This window comes from Polaribacter litoreus (genome assembly GCF_054584775.1).
Genome location: NZ_JBTLRD010000014.1, coordinates 1 through 21,560 on the forward strand (window position 1 = coordinate 1; position 21,560 = coordinate 21,560).

The window sequence follows — 21,560 nt, forward strand, 5'->3', positions numbered from 1 at the left end:
TCGAAATGACAGGCGGTAATGTCATTCCGACTGCAATGGAGGAATCTCCTTGTCATCTCGACTTTATGGAGAGATCTCTCTGTCATTAAGACCTTGTGGAGGAATCTTGTTGTTCGTTGTTTGTTTTTTGTTGACGGTTTATGTTGGTAGATTTCTCGACTTCGCTATCGCTCCGCTCGAAATGACAGGCTGCAATAACATACCGACTGCAATGGAGGAACCTCCTTGTCATCTCGACGTTATGGCGAAATCTCTCTGTCATTCCGACCTTGTGGAGGAATCTTGGTTTTGATTTTTGGTTGATGGTATATCTTAATAGATTTCTCGGTTTCGTTAGCACTTCACTCGAAATGACATTCAGCTTGTCATTCCGACCTTGTGAGGAATCTTGTTGTTGGCTGATGGTATTTCGTTTTTCGTTTTTGGTTGTTCGTTGACGGTTTATGTTGGTAGATTTCTCTATTCCGCTATTTGCTACGCAAGGTACTTTCAATCAAAATATATTTTGATTTCAGTAATAATCGAAATGACAGTAGTACTAAACGTGAACATTATAAATGAAAAAAGCCCCAACGTGTGTTGAAGCTTTTTCCTCTCTTAATTCAAATTCAATTCAATGAAACCTTTTGATTTTGTTTTTACAATAGTTAGCGATTTGGAAAAATTAATCAAAAATTGAACTGTTTCTTGTTTAGGTTGCATCTGAATTTCAGATGACTTTTTTGAGTAAAGTTGCATCATATATAGTATTTAATAACTTGGTTATAAATAAGTAACGATGGTATTTTACCTTTATTGTTAGTTTACTAAAATAATTTTATTTTTTTCTATTAATTTACGCATATTTATAAGGGCATATCGCATTCTACCTAGTGCTGTATTAATGCTAACGCCTGTATTTTCGCTTATTTCTTTAAAACTCATGTCTTTATACATACGCATTACCAAAACTTCTTTTTGTTCTTCGGGTAATTCTTTTACCAGCTCTCTAACATCAGCAAAAATTTGTTCTTGTATAAGCTGTTTTTCTGCATTTAGATTTCCATCACCCAAAACAGAAAAAATATCAAATTCATCTGTTGTGTTAAATGCGGGCATTCTACTCGATTTTCTAAAATAATCGATCACCAAATTATGTGCAATACGCATTACCCAAGGTAAAAACTTACCTTCTTCGTTATAATTTCCTTTTTTTAAGGTTCTAATTACCTTAATAAAAGTGTCTTGAAAAATATCTTCTGTAATGTCTTTATCTTTTACTTTACTGTAAATAAAGCTAAATAATCTTTGTTGGTGCCTTTTTATTAAAAGACTAAGTGCTACTTCATTTCCTTTAATATAATCACTTACTAAAGTACTATCTGAAATGGTTTTTTTTTGCATCATAACTACTTGTTTGAAGAACAAGTTGTTCTTCATTTTTATTATTCTAACTAATAATTTTTAAAGTAGTTTTTTAGTATATGCGTCTAATTTAGTGAATATTAAGTGTTCAAATATAACTTTTATTTTTAATCCATCAAACTTTTTAACAAATTTGGCAGTAATCTTTTTTTAAAGTCCTTGAAAATAGTGGTATTTTTATCACTTATATTTTTAATGCATGAAGCAAGATATTTCTACTGTAAATCCTAAAGAAAACATAATCATTAAAGGAGCAAAACTCCACAATTTAAAAAATATTGATGTTGTTATACCAAGAAACAAATTGGTTGTAATTACGGGTTTGTCTGGTTCTGGTAAATCTTCATTGGCTTTCGATACTTTGTATGCAGAAGGCCAAAGACGATATGTAGAAAGTTTATCTTCTTATGCACGTCAATTTTTAGGAAAATTACACAAACCAAAAGTAGATTATATAAAAGGTATTGCACCAGCAATTGCTATTGAGCAAAAAGTAAATTCTACAAATCCACGTTCTACAGTAGGTACATCAACAGAAATTTACGATTATATAAAATTATTATATGCCAGAATTGGTAAAACCTACTCGCCTATTTCTGGTAAAGAAGTAAAAAAAGATACGGTTTCTGATGTTGTTAATTTTATAAAAGAATTTAAAGAGCGTACAAAATTATTACTCCTTGCACCAATTACTATTGATGAAAACCGCGATTTAAAAACCGTTTTACAAGTTTTAGAACAACAAGGTTATGCCAGATTAAAATGGAAGGATGCTGTGTATCGAATCTCAGATTTTCCTCAAGAGGAGTATAAAAACGAAGCTATCTTTTTAGTAGTGGATAGAATTGTGACTAAACATGATGAGGATTTTTACAACAGATTGGCAGATGCCATACAAACTGCTTTTTTTGAGGGCAAAGGAATTTGTTTTATAGAAAACTTAACTGATCATAAAGTTTCTGAGTTTAGCAATAAATTCGATTTAGACGGAATGTCTTTTTTAGAACCCAATACGCATTTATTTAGTTTTAACAATCCTTATGGAGCCTGCCCAACTTGCGAAGGTTATGGAAATGTAATTGGTATTGATGAAGATTTAGTAATACCCAATACAGGTTTGTCTATTTTTGAGGATGCCATTTTTCCGTTTAAAACGCCTTCTTATGTGCATTATAAAGAAGCTTTGATTTCAGTGGCCTATCAATTTGATATTCCGATTCACAAACCTTGGTTTGAGTTAACAGAAAAACAAAAAGAATTGGTTTGGAATGGCAACACATCTTTTAACGGCATTCATCATTTCTTTTCGGTTTTAGAAGAAAAAAGCTATAAAATTCAGAATCGCGTAATGCTTTCTCGTTATCGAGGCAAAACAAAATGTACAACTTGTAATGGCAAACGTTTACGCAAAGAAGCAGATTATGTAAAAATAAACGAAAAAACCATTTCAGATTTGGTTTCATTGCCTTTAGATGAATTGGCTGTGTTTTTTAAAAACTTAACATTAGACAAATATCAAGAGAAAATAGGAAAACGTTTGTTAACCGAAATCAATAATCGTTTGCAATTTTTAACCGATGTTGGTCTCTCTTATTTAACCATCAACAGAACTTCGAACACTCTTTCTGGTGGCGAGAGTCAGCGTATTAATTTGGCGACTTCTTTAGGGAGTTCTTTGGTAGGCTCTATGTATATTTTAGATGAACCTAGTATTGGTTTGCATCCAAAAGACACAGAACGTTTGATTGGTGTTTTAAAAAATCTACGCGATTTAGGAAACACTGTTGTTGTAGTTGAGCACGATGAAGATATTATGAAAGAAGCGGATTACATTATAGATATTGGCCCAGAAGCAGGAACTTTTGGAGGAAATGTAGTTGCAGAAGGTACTTTTAATGAAATATTAAAATCGGGCTCGTTAACCGCTAAATACTTAAATGAAGATTTAAAAATTGATGTACCAACAAAACGAAGAACATCAAAAAATAACATTCAGATTATTGGTGCAAGAGAACACAATTTACAAAATATAGATGTTACTTTTCCACTAAATTGTTTGTCTGTAATTACAGGAGTTTCAGGATCTGGAAAAAGTACATTGGTAAAGAAAATTCTATATCCTGCCATGCAAAAAAAGATTACTGGTTATGGAGATAAAATTGGACAACACACAGAAATAAAAGGCAGTTTCGATACTTTAAAACACGTTGAGTTTATAGATCAAAATCCTATTGGGCGTTCATCACGTTCTAATCCTGTTACGTATATTAAGGCTTATGATGATATTCGTGCGCTTTTTTCGAATCAGAAAATCTCAAAAATAAGAAACTACAAACCCAAACATTTTTCTTTTAATGTAGAAGGTGGACGTTGTGAAGTTTGCAAAGGCGAAGGCGAAGTGACCATAGAAATGCAATTTATGGCAGATGTGCATTTAGAATGCGATGTTTGTAATGGAAAACGTTTTAAGAAAGAGGTTTTAGAAGTTAAGTTTGATAATAAATCTATAGATGATATTTTAAATTTAACGATTGATGATGCTGTTGCTTTTTTCTCAGAAAATTTAGTACCTAAAATTGCCAACAAACTAAAACCTTTGCAAGATGTTGGTTTGGGGTATGTAACTTTAGGACAATCTTCTTCTACCCTTTCTGGTGGTGAAGCCCAGCGAATTAAATTGGCTTCATTTTTAGTAAAAGGAAACACCAAAGACAAAGCCCTATTTATTTTTGATGAACCCACCACTGGTTTACATTTTCACGATATTAAAAAATTATTGGCTTCTTTTAATGCTTTAATAGAACGAGGACATTCTGTAGTGGTTATTGAACACAATATAGAACTGATTAAATGCGCAGATTATATTATAGATTTAGGTTTAGAAGGTGGTAAAAATGGCGGAAAGCTTATTTTTCAAGGAACTCCAGAACAATTGGCGAAAAACAAAACATCGTATACTTCTAAATATTTGGCAGAAAAATTACGTTTTTAACGCTACAGAACCTATCGTCTTTTATTCATCTTAAATTATACAAGTTCGTTTTTTTAGAGAATCTTTTATAACCTAAGGGTTTACATAGGCTAATTATTGGTTTGTAAATTAAACTGTAGTCATTTCCAACATTACTAAAATAAAATTCAATGTTTATTAAAAGCTGTTTGCGTAGCAAATGGTGTCGTTAAGAAATCTCAAACTTAAATTTCTCTAGTTCAGTTGAAATGACTCGTTTTAAAGAATAAAAATTATAATGTATGAATAAGCAGCAGTTTTAAATCGAACTCATGTTAATCTAGTATTCTTTATATAAAAATCGTTAAAATCTGTTAATACCATCAGAAATATGTTAATAGTATATTAAAGTGATATTTTAGGTGAAACGTTTTTAAGTAACGGACGTCTTTTAGGTGTATAACATTTAACTTAACACGCTTATTATGAGAAATTTAAAATCAATCATCGCTATTATCGCAATTACATTAGCAACCACTTTTTCAGCCAATGCAACTGAAAAAAAACCTTCAAAAATCACCACACAACTTAGAACAGAATTAGTTGCAATGTTGGGTAACAAAGTTCAAGTACAGTTACAAGAATCTACATCTGGAGAAATTTCATTTATGGTAAATAATAAAAATGAAATTGTAATTATTTCTGTAGACTCTAAAGTAAAAGAGTTCAATACTATGGTAAAAAGTAAATTGAACTACAAAAAGGTTAACGTAAAAGGCGTTAAAAAAGGAGAAATCTATAAGATTCCAGTAAAATTAAAAGCTTCTTAGAAAAAAACAACTGGTTGGTTAGTTGGTGCCTAATATTAGTTTAAATACTAATTTAGGCATTTTTTTATTCGTATAACTTCATTTCAGCATCGTAAAACTCACCAGCTTTATCCATTAAATCTGCCAATTCTGTGGCAATATCTTCTTCGTTTTCTCCTGTTAAATCTTCGAACCACTCTACTTCATCATCTTTTAGATTAATCATAAAACGTGGAAATTCTGTATGCAATACAAAAATATCTTCAGGAAATTGGCTATTATCTGCCAATAAAAATTTTGGTAAATCCATTTTATCAAATTATTTCTGCAAACTTACAAATATCTTTCATTAACTATATTTAAATGATGCATTTGATGTCCAGAAAAAAGAAATCCTAATGCTCTAACAGACATTTTGTTACCAGAAGCTACCCCCATCTTTAACAACTTAACATCAGAAAAACTTTCAAAAAGATGAATTGTACTGATTCTTAAAGCATCCATTTCGTCTAACAAATCATAATAGTCTCTTTGGTTTGCATCAGAGTTAGCAACAAAAAAATTCTCATCAAAACCAGGTAAAGCAGTGTTATCTCCTCTTGCAAAACTTAAAGCTCTGTAACAAAAAACACGTTCTGTGTCTATAACATGCTGCACCAATTCTTTTAACGTCCATTTGCCTTCTGCATACGCGTAATCTCCTTTTTCTTTGGGTACATATCTCAACGTATTTTCAAACTCTTTTTGAGTATCGTACAAATTATCGAGTAAAGATTTGCCATTTTTTTCTATGGGTAAAATGTATTGCTTGTAGTAAGGTGCATATTCATTTTCTGAAATCATATCATTAGATTTATGTATGTTTGTTCAGGCGAATTTAATCATTTTAAAAAACTAATTTTGCATAACATCATTTAAAATATCATGTTTTTTTCTACTTTATCTTACCTTACATTTTTATTGAAATCTACAAATCAACATGGAATTCACTCTCCGTTTGTATTTTCTTTGGTTACTAAAGGATTGTATCAAAAAAACACGAAAACAGTTTCTTTTGATGCTTATCCTCAGCTACAAGAATTATCAAAAAAACAAAAAAGAATACTATCTAAAATTCTAATTTATTTTAAGATTGCTACTATTGATTTTGATGTTGTTCCGTTCTCAAAAAAAAGGAATACTTATAAATTATTGTACATCAACAAAACAAAACAATTAAAAAAAATAAATACAACCGGCTTTAATGCTAAACATATTGTTTTGGTAGATCATCTTTATCAAACAAAAACCTCTTTAGAAGATTGGCACCAATTTATATCAAATACAGAAGGAATTGTAACTGTAGATTTATTTTATTTCGGATTGATATTTTTTAGAACAGCACAAGCCAAAGAACATTTTAGAATACGAGTTTAACACTTTCTTACAACTTAAACTTTGTAACTTTACGACTTTTTAAATTACGAAACTCGTTATAATGAAAATATATACAAAAACAGGTGATAATGGTACTACAGGGTTATTTGGGGGTACAAGAGTAAAAAAATATAATTTACGTATAGAAAGTTACGGAACTGTAGATGAATTGAACTCTTATATTGGATTAATAAAAGACCAAGAAATAAGTGATTCAATTAAAGAAGTTCTGTTAAACATTCAAAACGAGTTATTTACATTGGGTGCCATGTTGGCTACACCTGCAGAAAAAGAAACTTTAAAATCGGGTAAAGAGCGTTTAAATATTCCTAAAGTTGATGAAAATTCGATACAGTTTTTAGAAAATGAAATTGATAAAATGGATGCAGTACTCCCACAAATGACGCATTTTATTTTACCTGGTGGTCATCAAGCAGTGTCATTCTGTCACGTTGCTAGGTGTGTTTGCAGACGAGCAGAACGCCTTTCTGTAGAATTAAACGACCAAGAAATTATTAACAATGACATCTTAAAATACTTAAACCGACTTTCTGACTTTCTTTTTGTGTTGGCACGAAAATTGTCTAAAGACTTATCAGTAGCGGAAATTAAATGGATTCCTACAAAACAATAACTAAGTTCTTTTTTTATCGATTTTGAAGTTATTCAATCTTTTATAATGTAACCAAAACACTGATTTACAACACCTCATAAAAATTAACAATAACTTCATCGTATATTTCTTAAAAAAGACTTGCATAATTCAGTAAAAAAATTATTTTTGCACAAAATTAAACGATAAGAAATGTATTGGACATTAGAATTAGCATCTTATTTAGCAGATGCGCCTTGGCCAGCAACCAAAGACGAGTTAATAGATTACGCTATTAGAACAGGAGCTCCTTTAGAAGTAGTAGAAAACTTACAGGATATAGAAGATGAAGGTGATGCTTATGATTCTATCATAGAAATTTGGCCAGATTATCCCACAGAAGATGATTATCTTTGGAATGAGGATGAATACTAAACAAAACAATAAAATATAAAAAGTCTCTAAAGAGGCTTTTTTTTTGTTTTTCTTTTATTTAAAAAAAATAAAAGGTTCATACATCTATTTTTAAAATTTAAAAAAACAAATATAGTTACCTTAAGTAACTAAAAAACATACAAATAAATGGGTATTTTAGATTCAGTAATTAAACTTTTTGTTGGCGATAAACAACAAAAAGATTTAAAAGGTTTACAGCCAATTGTAGATAATGTAAAGAAGTTTGAAGCGGCACTTTCTCAACTTTCTCACGATGAATTAAGAGCAAAAACACAAGCCTTTAAAAATAAAATTAAAGCAGCTACTGCAGCATTAGACGATAAAATTACTGCATTAGAACAAGAAGCTAAAGATGCAGATATAGACAGACAAGAAGATATTTATACAGAAATAGATGCTTTAAAAGACGAAGCATATACCATTTCTGAAGCTACTTTAGCTGAAATTATGCCAGAGGCCTTTGCTGTGATTAAAGAAACTGCAAAACGTTTTGTAGAAAACGAAGAAATAGAAGTGACAGCCACACCTTTTGATAGAGAATTGTCTGCAGAAAACGAACATATTTCTTTAGAAGGTGATAAAGCGTATTGGGCAAATTCTTGGGATGCTGCAGGGAAACCTGTTACTTGGGACATGATTCATTATGATGTACAATTAATTGGTGGTTCTGTTTTACACCAAGGTAAAATTGCAGAAATGATGACAGGAGAAGGTAAAACCTTAGTTTCTACCTTACCTGTGTATTTGAATGCTTTAACAGGAAATGGAGTGCACGTAGTTACCGTAAATGATTATTTAGCAAAACGTGATAGAGCTTGGATGGCGCCTATTTTTGAGTTTCATGGTTTGTCTACAGATTGTATCGATTTTCATCAACCAAACTCAGATGCACGTAGAAAAGCGTATAATGCAGACATTACGTATGGTACAAATAACGAATTTGGTTTCGATTATTTACGTGATAATATGGCGAGTTCTAAAGACGATTTAGTACAAAGAGCACCCAATTATGCCATTATTGATGAAGTTGATTCTGTTTTAATTGATGATGCAAGAACACCTTTAATTATATCTGGTCCTGTTCCACAAGGAGACAGACACGAGTTCAACGATTTAAAACCTTTGGTTGCTGATTTAGTTAGTTTACAAAAAAAGCATTTGGTTGGCGTTTTAGCTGAGGCTAAAAAACTAATAACTGCTGGTGATGATAAAGAAGGGGGTAAATTATTATTGAGAGTATATAGAGGTTTGCCTAAAAACAAGGCTTTAATCAAGTTTTTATCGCAAGAAGGAATCAAACAAATCTTGCAAAAAACAGAAAACTTCTATATGCAAGACAATAATAAATTGATGCCTGAAGTAGATGAGGACTTATGGTTTGTTGTAGAAGAAAAAAATAATCAAATTGATTTAACTGATAAAGGAATTGCGCATTTATCAGAAAAAACAAATAACGATACCTTTTTTGTATTACCAGATATTGGCGTAAAAATTGGAGAAATTGATAATTCTGAGAAAAGCAAAGAAGAAAAAGCAGCTCAGAAAGAAGAATTATACAAAGACTTTAGCATAAAAAGCGAGCGAATCCATACTATGAATCAACTTTTAAAAGCATATACTGTTTTTGAAAAAGATGTGGAATATGTGGTAATGGATAATAAAGTAATGATTGTAGACGAGCAAACAGGTCGTATTATGGATGGTCGTCGTTATTCAGACGGATTACATCAAGCCATAGAAGCAAAAGAAAATTGTAAAATTGAAGATGCTACACAAACCTTTGCAACAGTAACTTTACAAAATTATTTTAGAATGTATCGTAAACTTTCTGGTATGACAGGAACTGCGATTACAGAAGCTGGTGAGTTATGGGAAATCTATAAATTAGATGTTGTAGAAATTCCGACGAATAAACCAATTCAAAGAGAAGATAAAGAAGATTTAGTGTACAAAACTGCTCGCGAAAAATACAATGCAGTTATTGAGGATGTTGTAAAGTTAGTAGAGCAAAACAGACCTGTTTTAGTAGGTACCACTTCTGTAGAAATCTCAGAATTATTGGGTAGAATGTTACAAATGCGTAAAATTCCTCATAATATATTAAATGCAAAATTACACAAACGTGAAGCAGATGTAGTTGCAGAAGCGGGTAAACCTGGCCAGGTAACTATTGCAACAAACATGGCTGGTCGTGGAACAGATATTAAACTATCTAAAGAAGTAAAAGAAGCTGGTGGTTTAGCGATTATTGGTACAGAAAGACACGATTCTAGACGTGTAGACAGACAGTTAAGAGGACGTGCAGGAAGACAAGGTGATGTTGGTTCTTCTCAATTTTACGTAGCTTTAGACGATAACTTAATGCGTTTGTTTGGTTCTGATAGAATTGCCAAAATGATGGATAGAATGGGCTTAAAAGAAGGGGAAGTTATTCAGCATTCTATGATTACCAAATCTATTGAAAGAGCTCAAAAGAAAGTTGAAGAAAACAACTTTGGTATTAGAAAGCGTTTGTTAGAGTATGATGATATTATGAATGCGCAACGTGAGTTCGTTTACAAAAGAAGACGTAATGCGTTAGATGGTAAACGCTTACAAGTAGATATTGCAAATATGATTTATGATACTTGCGAATCTATCATCAACAGTAATAAATCTATAAAAGATTTTCAGAATTTTGAGTTTGAATTGATCAAATTCTCTTCGATGACTTCTCCTTTTTCTGAGGATGAGTTTCATAAAATGTCTGAAAAAGAATTAGCAGACAAATTGTACGACATTGTTACAGAACACTATAAAGCAAAAATTGAAAGAAATGCTGTTTTAGCTTTGCCTGTTATTAAAGATGTTTACGAAAATGAAGGTGATCGATATGAACGAATTGTAGTACCTTTTACAGACGGAATTAAATCTTTACAAGTAGTTACCAACCTAAAAGAAGCTTACGAAAGTGAAGGAAAATCTTTAATAACTGACTTTGAAAAGAACATCACTTTAGCGATTATTGATGAAAACTGGAAAGAGCATTTGCGTAAAATGGATGAGTTGAAACAATCTGTTCAAAATGCCTCTTACGAGCAAAAAGATCCTTTATTAATTTATAAATTCGAAGCTTTTGAATTGTTTAAATTAACTGTAGATCAAATTAATAAAGAAGTATTATCATTCTTATTTAAAGGAGAATTACCTCAGCAATCGAGTCAAATTTCTGAAGCTCGTCAACAAAAAAGAGAGCAATTAAATACTAGCAAAGCTGATGTTCAAAACACTACTGAACAAGCCATTCAAAATTCACGTCAGCAACAACAGGAACCAGTGGAAACTGTGGTTAGAGAGCAACCAAAAATTGGTAGAAACGAACGTGTTACCATTAAAAATGTAATGAGTGGCGAAGAAAAAGTGGTTAAGTATAAGCAAGCTATTCCTTTAATAGAAAAAGGAGAATTTGTTTTAGTAAATAAATAACTAATGCTTATCATTCCTGCCAATGCAGGATTGACAAAATTGATAAAAACAAAAGAGGCTGTCTGAAAAGTAGGTTTGAATGTCATTTTGATCGAAGTCGAAAAATCTATATATTTAATTGTCAATAAATAAGATTTCTCAATTACAGTCGAAATGACAAATTTTAATACTTCTCAGACAGCCTCTTTCACTGAAATTGGAGGACTAATTTTATTCTTTGATAAACTTTGTTGTATAACTTACATCATCAGCAAAAACTTTTATCAAATACAAACCATTGGATAAATCTTCTACATCAATTTTTGTAAGATTTGCAGTAAATACTTTCATCTTTTTACCTAATACTGAGTAAATTTCAATTTTAGAAACTTGTAATGTTTTCGATTTTACATTTAGAATATTTTTAACCGGATTTGGATACATCTCCAAAGATGCTGCTAACCCATTATTTTCTGTATTTAAAGTACATGTATTACCAACTTTGTAAGAAAAATATTTTGTTACAGCCAAACCACCAGCAAAAGCAAATTTACAAGCGTAACTTATGGTTTCTCCATTTGTTAAACCATTAATAGTATGTGAGAATTTTTTTCCAGATACTAAACTCATTTGTGTTTCAGCAAAAGGAGATTGTTTCCATAAATAGGCTACCAAACCTGTTTTATCAGCATCTAAAAGCTCAAAAGTAATTGTTACACTAGAACCGTTTGTGGTAAACTCATAATTGTATCCTAAAGAAAAAGCTCCTTCTATAGCATCGCTTGCAAAACCAGCACAATCTGTATTAGTATTTTCTGTGGTTTTTGCATTCAAAACAATAGGATTATTTGTGGCAACATTGCCAGATAAATCTTTTGCTTTTATAGTAAAAGTATAGTCTGTATTTGGAGATAAACCCGTAACTGTATAAGAATTCTGCTCACCTGAGGTTGCATTTACCGATTCTGAATTACCATTATAGTCAATTTCGTAAATCACTTTACCAGAATCATCTGTACCATTCAATACAAATTCTACAGTAGTTGCAGTGACATTGCCTACTGTTGCTGTAAAATTTTCTGGTGCAGTTGTATCTGATGAACTACCTGTACAACTACTACCAACTTGATAAGAAAAATATTTTGTTGCAGACAAACCACCTGCATACGCAAATTTACAAGCATAACTTATGGTTTCGCCAACTGAAACTCCGCCAACAGTACTTTTAAAAATAAGACCTGATTCTTGATTCATTTGAGTTTCTGCAAATGGAGATTGTTTCCATAAATAAGCAATTACACCAGTTTTATCAGTGTCTAACAATTCAAATTGTATTTCTACTGAAGTCCCAATTGTTTCAAAAGTTACTCTATACCCTTGAGAAAATGCACCTTGTTGTGCTTCTGACGAAACTTCTGAACATTTCTTTTCTTCGTTTACAGATATATTAACTACTGATGATGTTGTTTTTGCCCCTAAATTATCGGTAGCAACTGCTGTAATTTGATGATTACCTAAAGAAGCATATGACCAAGTAAAATTAAATGGTGATGCAGTTGTTTCTCCTATTTTTGTATTTCCGTTAAAAAATTCTACTAAAGTAATACTACCATCTAAATCATTGGAGATTGTAGTAAAAGTAATGTCTTGCCCTTCTTTAAAAGCAGTATTATTACTTGGTGAATTTATTGAAATAGAAGGACTTAAATTACCTGAAGCTGATACAATAACCAAAACTTCATCTGTATCTTGGTAGCTACCATCACTAACCGTTAACTTACACTTATAAACACCATCTACTAAATTAGAAATAGTTGGTGATGCTATTTTGTTGTCATCAAACGATATAATTGTAGGACCATATACTTGTGTCCAATTGTAAGTGATGGTTTGCCCTTCTGGATCATTACTTGCAGATCCATCTAAAATAGTTGATGTATTTGGTGAAATTACAGAAATGTTATCACCTGCAATGGCTACTGGAGGCGTAAATGATAACGCACTGCTGTAAGTAAATGTTAATTTACCTAAATTAAACTCGCCATTTTCTATAAATAATCGCAATACATTTTTTCCTTTTCTTAATTGAACATTAGAAACAGTTTCTGTTTTCCAAACATCCCAATCACCAGAATAAGGCACAGCAATATCTTGGCTAATTTTAGTTCCATCAACTTCAAAATAAAAAGGACCTCCTCCACTCTGGTTACCAGAAGCATACCTATAACTTAAGTCATAGTTACCAACAGTTGCAACATCAACTGTGTATTCCATCCATTCTCCAGAAGCTAACCAACCCACAGTTGCTCCTTCTCCATCAACCAAAATTGCATCTACATTTTCATCAGTTCTAAAATCGCCATTATTACCTACTGAAGTATCAACATAAGCAATATTTTGTCCATTTCCACCTTCAAACTTATCATAAAAACCAGGTTCTAAAGTTCCAGGTATTGCAATTGGTGTACCTGAATACGGTACTTGCTCACCAACTTGCACTTCTACAATGTTGGTTACATTAAACTGACTATCCACATATACTTTTGCATAAAACCCGTGAACACCTAGCGTTAAATTCTCTGCTTTTAATTGATATGGTGCTGTAGTATCTTCTCCAATAGAAGTGGTTCCATCAAAAAATTCTACTTTTGTGATGTTACTTCCAGTTGTTGTTACAGATAAATTAACACTTCCGTTTGGAAAAGCCTGAGAAAAATCCGAAGTTAACACTCCAGAAACATCAACATCTCTATTCGTTTTCATTTGATGCGCAGGAACTGTTAATTGAAATCCGTCAGAAAACGTAACTATAATTTCATTATCAGAATAGTTATGTGCTACATATGTAGTTTCTCCATTTTGTTTAAATACCCCAGCAATAGGATAATCTGCTGTAATTGTGGCATCAACAACTCCCATTGCATTTACAGAATGTAACCAATGATAGGTTTGTGCATCAGAAATACCAAATTTTAGGTTACGCTCTGGGTATGCGTTGTATAAATTTACAGCTTCTTTTGGGTTTACCATTGATAAATATTTCCAATAGGTATCGTGCCATAAATTATCATTATCTTCTTTACTTAAAACACCAGTGTTTTGTGAAATTTCTGTCCATAATTTTTGTGCATATTGTTGATTATGCCCTAAATAAAAAGAACCTCCGTGAATTGGATACATTTCGATACCATAAGAAGCTGCAATGTCTGCTGTCCAAAAAGTACCATTATCATAAGAATTCCCCCAAACTCTTGATACCAAACTAAATTGCTGTTCTGCTCTAAAATTACGTTCGTACATATCAAACCAATATTCTTCAATCGCAGTTTGTTCTGTTGTATAAATGTAAATTCCTAAATCTCTAATTTCATTATTATCGGTAATAGTTCCCCAGTGAATTAATGATGATGCAAATTGCATACTTTCTGAAGTAGATTCCTGGTCGTTTCCTTGAGGAAAAGTAGCAAAACCATTTGCCCAACTATGCCCTGCATAAGGACTAAAGTTTCTTAAAAAAGGGAATTTATCGTCATTTCTATCTGCAGATGCTGCATCATTAATTAAAGTATTAATCATTGGTCCCCATTTTGTTGCCCAACCTGGTTCATATTGTTCCATAAAAGCTGCTGCATGAATAAAATAACCCCAATGAAAATGATGATCGTTAAGATTAGTGTCTTGCCCATGACCTGATGGATAACCCAATAATGCAGACCAAGTATCATTGTAATAAAATAGAAATGCTGTTTCTCCAGATTCATACGTTAACCAATCTTCTAAACGTTCTTTAACAGTAGCAATCATTTTATCTCTTGCCTCTATATTTCCTGTTTGATTTGCAATTCTAGCAGTTTGTATCAAACGATTCATTACTTGACCTTCATTGTAAGAATCTGTCCAAGTTGCTAAACCATCATTTTCGATTTGAGATATTTTAGCATCTAAATCAGCTGGACTAAAACCATTACTATAATTTGCTAAATACGGAATAGTTGGTAAAATACCTTTAAATGTATTTTCAACAATAAAACTATTTTCTGCAAGCATTTTTAATTCCCCTCTAACAGAACTGTAAGTATATGCATTTGGCACTGGTGAACTTGATGTTAAATTGTACCATTGATGAGGCAATAAACCCAATAACATTTTATCTTCTGTACCTTCTTTTATATCTGTAGATACTGAAAATGTTGTGGTTACCTTTGAGCTACTTTCGTTATAAGACCAAGATGTAGTTGTATTTGCAGGAAAAACATAAGCATATTTTTGCATATCTTGAGCTACACTTGCAACATTGGCTGTATTTTGTGGTAGCATTGCCATAGACCAATAGGTCTTTCCGTTTAAAGTGGATGTATAAGTACTTCCTGATTGTAACCAAGTACTTCCTGATGGCGCATAAAAAACAAAATCTTGTCCACTCGAAGCATTTTCTATGATTAAAATTTCGTTATTGATTGACGCTGAACCTGAATTTACTTTGATTTGAACAACATCATCTGCATCTTTTTCGTAGTAGACAAAAGGCATTCCAATTCCCGAAGTTGCTTTTAACTCATTATCACCATCTTTCCAATTCATAGTTACTGTCCAATCTGAATAATCTGAAACTGTAGTTTTATCTGTATTCAAACCTGTTAAGCCCACCTCTATTGGTGCAGAATCGCCAATAACACCCCAAGGAATATAGGTAACAATTAAACCTGTATTTGTGGTTTTCATGGTCATTGGATAATTGAACAAATTATCTGCGTGATTTTCTTTGATTAATTTAGACCACCAATCGTTTGTAGGAATTGGTTTGCCAACTGCATTCCCTGTGATTTGTGGTGATCCTGATGGAAAACCATTTCTACCTGCACTATCTGCTCCTGGATAAGTATTGGTATAGCTACCACTACCTACTTGAGTAGTTTGTGCAATTGCAAACATTGAAAAAAGACAGAAAAAGAATATCAATAGTTTATGCATAGTGGCTTATTTTTTGATTAGTTTAATTGATTGTGAACCTGAAATTGTTTTAATTTCAGCAAAATATAGACCACTTTTTAAATTCGAACTATCAATAGCAGTTTCGTTGGATTCAGGTGAAATTGATATTACTTTTTTACCCAACAGATTATAAACTTGTATCGATGATATTTTACGATCTGTTTTAATTGTCCAATTATATTGACTCGGATTAGGAAAAACTAAAACTTTAAAAGTTTCAAAATCTTTAGTTGCAAGTGATGCTGCTTTCCAAAAATAAATGTTATCTATATAAATTTGATTTGAAAATCCATCACCTCCAAAGAATTTCATGTGAATTGCTTTAGAAACATCTTCTGTGATACCAGCAACAGGAATATCAATACTTTGCCATTTGCCATCTCCATTTGGTATTGCATGAGGAATTTCATCACCAGAACTCAAAACAACAACACTTGGCTCTAATCCATTAACCGTCCAAAAATCCAAGTGTAAATACTCCATAGCTGATACATCTTGAATGGAATTAAACTCTATTCCTTGATGATTAAAATTTGTATATGCGAGCACTTCATTGCCAGAACCTGTTGGTTGAAATGCTATATTAGCAGTATCATAACCACTTTGCTCCCAATATGGATTATAATTTGCTCCAGAAATATTAGTATAAGAATTACTGAAAATTGAAATGACATCAGAATTTTCACGAGCTGGTGGAATTGGTGCATTTATATGCGGTGCTCCTATAAAATAAGAAATGGTATACGTTTTAGTTGTAGTTCCGTCTTGTGAGGTTACTACAACTGTAGCCTTTCCAGGAATAGAAGATGCTTGCGTAATTACTGTTGTTGCTGAAGCATCTGCAGTAGTTGCCAAAGTAATTTGAGGTACTTGTGTTGTTCCTCCTATCAAAGGCATATTATATGATTCAGAATTTGGTTTAAATCCAGCAATTAAATTACCATCTACTCTTAATGCACTTAAAGTGGCATCTTTCCCAGCTGCTGTAGGGCTTTTATAGAAATAAATATTATCCACATAAATAGCACCTGGTTCGCCATTACCTCCTGCAAATTTCAAATGAGCTACTCTTGTAATATCTTCTGTAATACCAGCAATAGGAATATCTATGCTTTGCCATTGACCATCTCCATTTGTAATTGTATGTGCAATTTCTGCCCCAGAACTTAAAACTGCAATAGTTGGTATTACTTCTTTAACTGTCCAAATATCTAAATGCAAAAATTCCATACCAGTTAAGTCTTGTACAGAATTCAATTCTATACCTTGATAGGTAAAATTTGTGTATGCTAGTACTGCATTTCCTGAACCAGTTGGCTGAAAATTAGTATTTGCTTCATTAAAACCAACTTGTTGCCAATCTGGATTGTAATTTGCACCAGAAATATTGCTATAAGTATCACTAAAGATTGAAATAACATCTAATGCATTTCTAGTGGGTGGTGTTGGTGCATCAACATGTGGAGATTCTATAAAAAAGGAAACTTTATAAGTTTTAGTTGTTGTTTGATCTTGAGAGGTTACTACAATAGTCGCATCTCCAGGAATAGAGGTTGCTTGGGTAATTACTCTTGTAGCCAAATCATCTGTTGTGGTTGCCAAAGTAACTTGAGGCACTTGGGTGCTTCCACCTGGCAAAGGCATCAAATAAGATTCGGAATTTGGTGAAAAACCTGCAACTTGAGCACCATCTACTTCTAAATTATTTAAAGTAGCGTCTTTTCCTGTACTCGTTGGTTTTTTATAGAAATAAATATTATCAATATAAATTTCTGTAGTAAAGCCATTACCACCTGTAAACTTTAATTGAATTGCTTTTGTAATATTACCTGTTATACCTGCAACAGGAATTTCAATACTTTGCCATTGACCATCACCATTAGGAATTGCATGAGGAATTTCTGCTCCAAAACTAATTACAGTTAAGTTGGGTGCAACACCATTTACTGTCCAAATATCTAAATGTAGAAACTCCATAGAAGTTAAGTCGATATTGGTATTAAATTCAATTCCTTGATAATTAAAGTTTGGATATGCCAAAACTGCATTTCCTGAACCTGTTGGTTGAAAATCTGAGTTTGCTGTATTATACCCTATTTGTTGCCAATAAGGATTGTAATTGGCACCACTAATATTATCATAAGCATCACTAAAAATTGAAATAACATCTAATGACTCTCTTGCTGGTGGTGTTGGTGCATTTATATTTGGAGCACCAATATGAAAAGAAACAGTGTATGTTTTGGTATTAGAACCATCTTGAGAAGTTACTAAAACAGTAGCATCTCCAGGAATAGTAGTTCCTTGAGTTATTAAGGTTGTAGCTGAAACATCTGTAGTTGTTGCTAAGGTAATTTGAGGGATTTGTGTTGTGCCTCCTGGCAAGGCCATTAAATAGGTTTCTGTGTTTGGCGAAAAATCTTCAATAGCTGTCCCATCAACTTCTAAAGCGGTTAAGGTTGCATCTTTTCCTGCAGCTGTTGCTTCTTTATAAAAATAAATATTATCTAGATAGATAGCATTTGTAATACCATTACCTCCTGTAAACTTTAATTGAATTGCTTTTGTAATATCACCTGTAATACCAGCTACAGGAACTTTTAAACTTTTCCATTGACCATCACTATTTTCGAGTGTGTGAGGAATTTCTAAACCAGAGCTGATTACGGTTATACTAGGAATTACCCCATCAACGGTCCAAATATCTAAATGCAAATACTCCATGGCAGTTAAATCTAGAATAGTATTAAATTCAATGCCTTGGTAATTAAAGTTAGTATAAGCTAAAACTGAATTTCCAGAGTCTGTAGGTTGAAAATTAGTATTTGCATTACTATGGCCACTTTGTTGCCAATCTGGATTGTAATTTGCACCGCTAATATTATCGTAGGCATCACTAAAAATTGAAATAACATCTAATGTTTTTCGCTCTGGTGGTGTTGGGGCATTTGTTGAAGGCTGATTGTTGTTAAAACTAAGATTACCGGCAGTAAATGAATGAGTACTAAAGGTTACTAAGAATAAACTTAAAAGTATTTTTATTTTTTGTTTTTGTAGAAATTCACTCATTTTGTTTGTTTATAGTTGTTATAATTAGTAGGTTATAAAACTATGAATACAATAATTGTAAAGGTTAAAACAAAACCATATAAAAACCATACATAATAATTAAAATTCAGTAATTGTGTTATTTAACTATTTATTTCCCAATACAAAAACCATACAGAAGCTAAAAAATAGATGTATTTCTTTTACTAAAGTAAATAGTAAATAACAAAAAAAAAGACACCTAAAAATAGATGCCTTTTTAGGTATGAAATTATAAAAAAGTTACAATGTCTTGATAGAACAACCTATTGCTCTAGTTTCTGTTTTCTCAATTTTTTTCCCATCTAATAAAGCCTCAACAGCATTTTCTACATATTTTTCGGTAACAGCATCTGGATTTCTAGAACTATTATCTATTGCACCTATGTATTGAACTTTCATATCATTTTTAGTAACAATGTATACATGTGGCGTTTTACTTGCCCCAAATTTAGGATACACTTTTTGACCTTCATCTAACAAATACGGAAACTCAAAACCTTTTTCTTTGGCTCTCTCTTTCATTTTCTCAAGGCTATCATCTGGTACAGCTTTAGGATCATTAGGGTTAATGGCAATTACTGGAAAACCTTCGTCTTCATAAGTAGTATTCAAAGCAATAATTCTATCTTCATTTGCCACAGAATAAGGGCAGGTATTGCAGGTAAAAATGATGATAAATCCTTTGGCATCTTCGTAATCAGATAAAGAAACCATGGTATCATCAATATTTTTTAGTCTAAAATCTTCAATGGTATCTCCAACTGCATACCCATTATCGGTTTTTAAGGTAAATGCTGCCGAGATTAACACAACCACTACAAGTAATAAAATAGATTTTAATGTTTTCATAATTTATTAATTTAAGAATGTTTTTAATTCGTTTTCTAGAGTAATATAATCAAAAGATTGTTCGTAAAATTTTCGATTATTTTTGTTATAAATAATGGTTGCTGGTATTGCCCCACTCCAACTTTCATCAATCGCTTTTATCCAAACATCTTCATTGGTATCATTTAAATACACCACTTTAGATTTTAGTTTTCTTTTATTGATAAAAGGAATCAATTTTTTTTCTACTTGTTTCGGAAAATCCAAACTCACCAAAATAACCTCAACATTTTTATCTGCATAATCTTTATTAATTTTCTCAAAATAAGGCAATTCTTTTACACAAGGTGCACACCAAGTTGCCCAAAAATTTACAACATAAATTTTATCGTCTTTCTTTTCTAATAAAGGTTTTAAGCCTTTGTAATCATACGTTGTAATCGTTGAATTCTGCTGATTGTTGTCAGTATTAATTTTTGATGTTTTTACTGAATCTTTACTTTTATCCACCTGTTTTTTACAGGATAATAAGAGTAGAAAAACAGATAGTACCAGAATAACATTTTTCATATTTCTAAATTTACATCATTTTAAACCACATCAATAAAAATTAACGCATTATTAACAAAAAAACGCTGTAAAACTAACTTAAAATTAAAATTTCCCTTTAATTATCAACGCTTTAACCAAAAATATCATTTAAAACTTTAGCCAAACGAATTCCTCCTTTTTGCAATTGATTTCTTACCGTTCCAAAATGATCATAATTGTATCTATAACGTAAATTTTCGCCAATTTTTGCAGATTTATATACTTCTGCAGAAATTTCATGTACTTCATTTACCCAATCTACTATAGATCCTTGCTCAATTAATTCTATCTGTTTTTTTGATAAATCTTTAGCGTTTTCAGCTAAATCTGAATAACTCATACCATAATCGTCAATCATTTTACTATCCCAAACACTGTGTAAATTGGTTCCTCTACCAAACCACTGTACTTGTACATCATTACCTCCTTTATCTTCTTTTCTACCTATATGTAAAGGTTGATGTAAATCACCAATAAAATGAACCAACATTTTTAAATGGAAATTTTTATCTTCTGCTGTACTGTTTTCATCCTTTAAAACCGAAATACATTTTTGAATACCAGTAACCAAATCTCCTTGCGGATTTTTATCAGATTCTTCATAAGTCTGATCTAAATCCATATTTACATAATGCCAAGGCGAATATTTTCTGTAAGCTCTGTCTGATTTTATTTCATCTGCAAACGTAGATACAAACGCCAAACTTTGCCCATTTAAAATTTTATCAATTTTCTTTTTTGCTCTTTTAGTTAAATACTTTTCAGCAATTTTACCTGTTACTCTATGGCCATTTTTACCCCAAACTACAGTTTCTTCTGTAGAAGAATTGGTTAAAAAAAAGAACGGAATTAACAATAATAATTTGATGTTCATATTTACGAATTAAATTTAATTTTCGACAAAAGTATAAAAATATTTACCAGAAGTTTTGTTAAATCATTAAAAAATATTATATCTTTGTGATATCATTTTAATATCATTATAAAT

At 31.7% G+C, this 21,560-nt stretch carries 14 protein-coding genes; 6 read left to right on the forward strand and 8 right to left on the reverse strand.

Translation table 11 applies throughout. From position 1 onward, the window contains the following. Positions 1–798: 798 nt before the first annotated feature. The gene (locus tag ACW9UN_RS12815; protein WP_459486765.1) at positions 799–1,383 is read right to left on the reverse strand and encodes an RNA polymerase sigma factor; all 585 of its coding nucleotides are present in this window, start codon (positions 1,381–1,383) and stop codon (positions 799–801) included. A gap of 220 nt (positions 1,384–1,603) precedes the next feature. Here ACW9UN_RS12815 and uvrA point away from each other — a divergent pair, with 220 nt between their 5' ends. Together uvrA and ACW9UN_RS12825 are read left to right on the forward strand one after the other, a co-directional pair. Then, the gene (gene uvrA / locus ACW9UN_RS12820; protein WP_459486695.1) at positions 1,604–4,396 is read left to right on the forward strand and encodes an excinuclease ABC subunit UvrA; all 2,793 of its coding nucleotides are present in this window, start codon (positions 1,604–1,606) and stop codon (positions 4,394–4,396) included. A gap of 443 nt (positions 4,397–4,839) precedes the next feature. After that, entirely contained in the window at positions 4,840–5,184 is a 345-nt protein-coding gene (locus tag ACW9UN_RS12825; protein ID WP_459486696.1) for a hypothetical protein, read from the forward strand. Positions 5,185–5,248: 64 nt separating this feature from the next. On the opposite strand, the gene ACW9UN_RS12830 is transcribed toward ACW9UN_RS12825, so the two are convergent. Together ACW9UN_RS12830 and ACW9UN_RS12835 are read right to left on the reverse strand one after the other, a co-directional pair. Then, positions 5,249–5,473: a DUF8828 family protein gene (locus ACW9UN_RS12830; protein WP_459486697.1), complete on the reverse strand. Its 225-nt coding sequence runs from the start codon at positions 5,471–5,473 to the stop codon at positions 5,249–5,251. 23 nt (positions 5,474–5,496) lie between these two features. Beyond that, positions 5,497–6,006, reverse strand: coding sequence for a DinB family protein (locus ACW9UN_RS12835; RefSeq protein WP_459486698.1), 510 nt, complete (start codon positions 6,004–6,006; stop codon positions 5,497–5,499). A gap of 117 nt (positions 6,007–6,123) precedes the next feature. Between ACW9UN_RS12835 and ACW9UN_RS12840 the strand changes: the two genes are divergently transcribed. The 4 genes from ACW9UN_RS12840 (at position 6,124) to secA (ending at position 11,092) form a co-directional block, all read left to right on the forward strand. Next, a complete protein-coding gene (locus ACW9UN_RS12840) occupies positions 6,124–6,579 on the forward strand; it encodes a hypothetical protein (RefSeq protein ID WP_459486699.1) in 456 nt (151 codons plus the stop codon). Between the two features lie 61 nt (positions 6,580–6,640). Beyond that, on the forward strand, positions 6,641–7,213 hold the full coding sequence (locus tag ACW9UN_RS12845; RefSeq protein ID WP_459486700.1) for a cob(I)yrinic acid a,c-diamide adenosyltransferase: 573 nt from the start codon (positions 6,641–6,643) through the stop codon (positions 7,211–7,213). Between the two features lie 171 nt (positions 7,214–7,384). After that, on the forward strand, positions 7,385–7,606 hold the full coding sequence (locus ACW9UN_RS12850) for a DUF2795 domain-containing protein (RefSeq protein WP_015479930.1): 222 nt from the start codon (positions 7,385–7,387) through the stop codon (positions 7,604–7,606). A gap of 147 nt (positions 7,607–7,753) precedes the next feature. Further along, complete coding sequence (gene secA / locus ACW9UN_RS12855) at positions 7,754–11,092, forward strand: preprotein translocase subunit SecA (protein WP_459486701.1); 3,339 nt, start codon at positions 7,754–7,756, stop codon at positions 11,090–11,092. Positions 11,093–11,302: 210 nt separating this feature from the next. Here secA and ACW9UN_RS12860 read toward each other — a convergent pair whose 3' ends face one another. The 5 genes from ACW9UN_RS12860 to ACW9UN_RS12880 all read right to left on the reverse strand — a co-directional run bounded on the left by ACW9UN_RS12860 (position 11,303) and on the right by ACW9UN_RS12880 (position 21,446). Beyond that, the gene (locus ACW9UN_RS12860; RefSeq protein WP_459486702.1) at positions 11,303–16,042 is read right to left on the reverse strand and encodes a glycosyl hydrolase; all 4,740 of its coding nucleotides are present in this window, start codon (positions 16,040–16,042) and stop codon (positions 11,303–11,305) included. 6 nt (positions 16,043–16,048) lie between these two features. After that, a complete protein-coding gene (locus ACW9UN_RS12865; RefSeq protein ID WP_459486703.1) occupies positions 16,049–19,132 on the reverse strand; it encodes a T9SS type A sorting domain-containing protein in 3,084 nt (1,027 codons plus the stop codon). Between the two features lie 261 nt (positions 19,133–19,393). Continuing rightward, entirely contained in the window at positions 19,394–20,002 is a 609-nt protein-coding gene (locus tag ACW9UN_RS12870) for a thioredoxin family protein (RefSeq protein WP_459486704.1), read from the reverse strand. Positions 20,003–20,008: 6 nt separating this feature from the next. Continuing rightward, a complete protein-coding gene (locus tag ACW9UN_RS12875) occupies positions 20,009–20,491 on the reverse strand; it encodes a TlpA disulfide reductase family protein (RefSeq protein WP_459486705.1) in 483 nt (160 codons plus the stop codon). A 172-nt stretch (positions 20,492–20,663) separates the two neighbouring features. Continuing rightward, entirely contained in the window at positions 20,664–21,446 is a 783-nt protein-coding gene (locus ACW9UN_RS12880) for a S1/P1 nuclease (RefSeq protein ID WP_459486706.1), read from the reverse strand. Between the last annotated feature and the right edge of the window lie 114 nt (positions 21,447–21,560).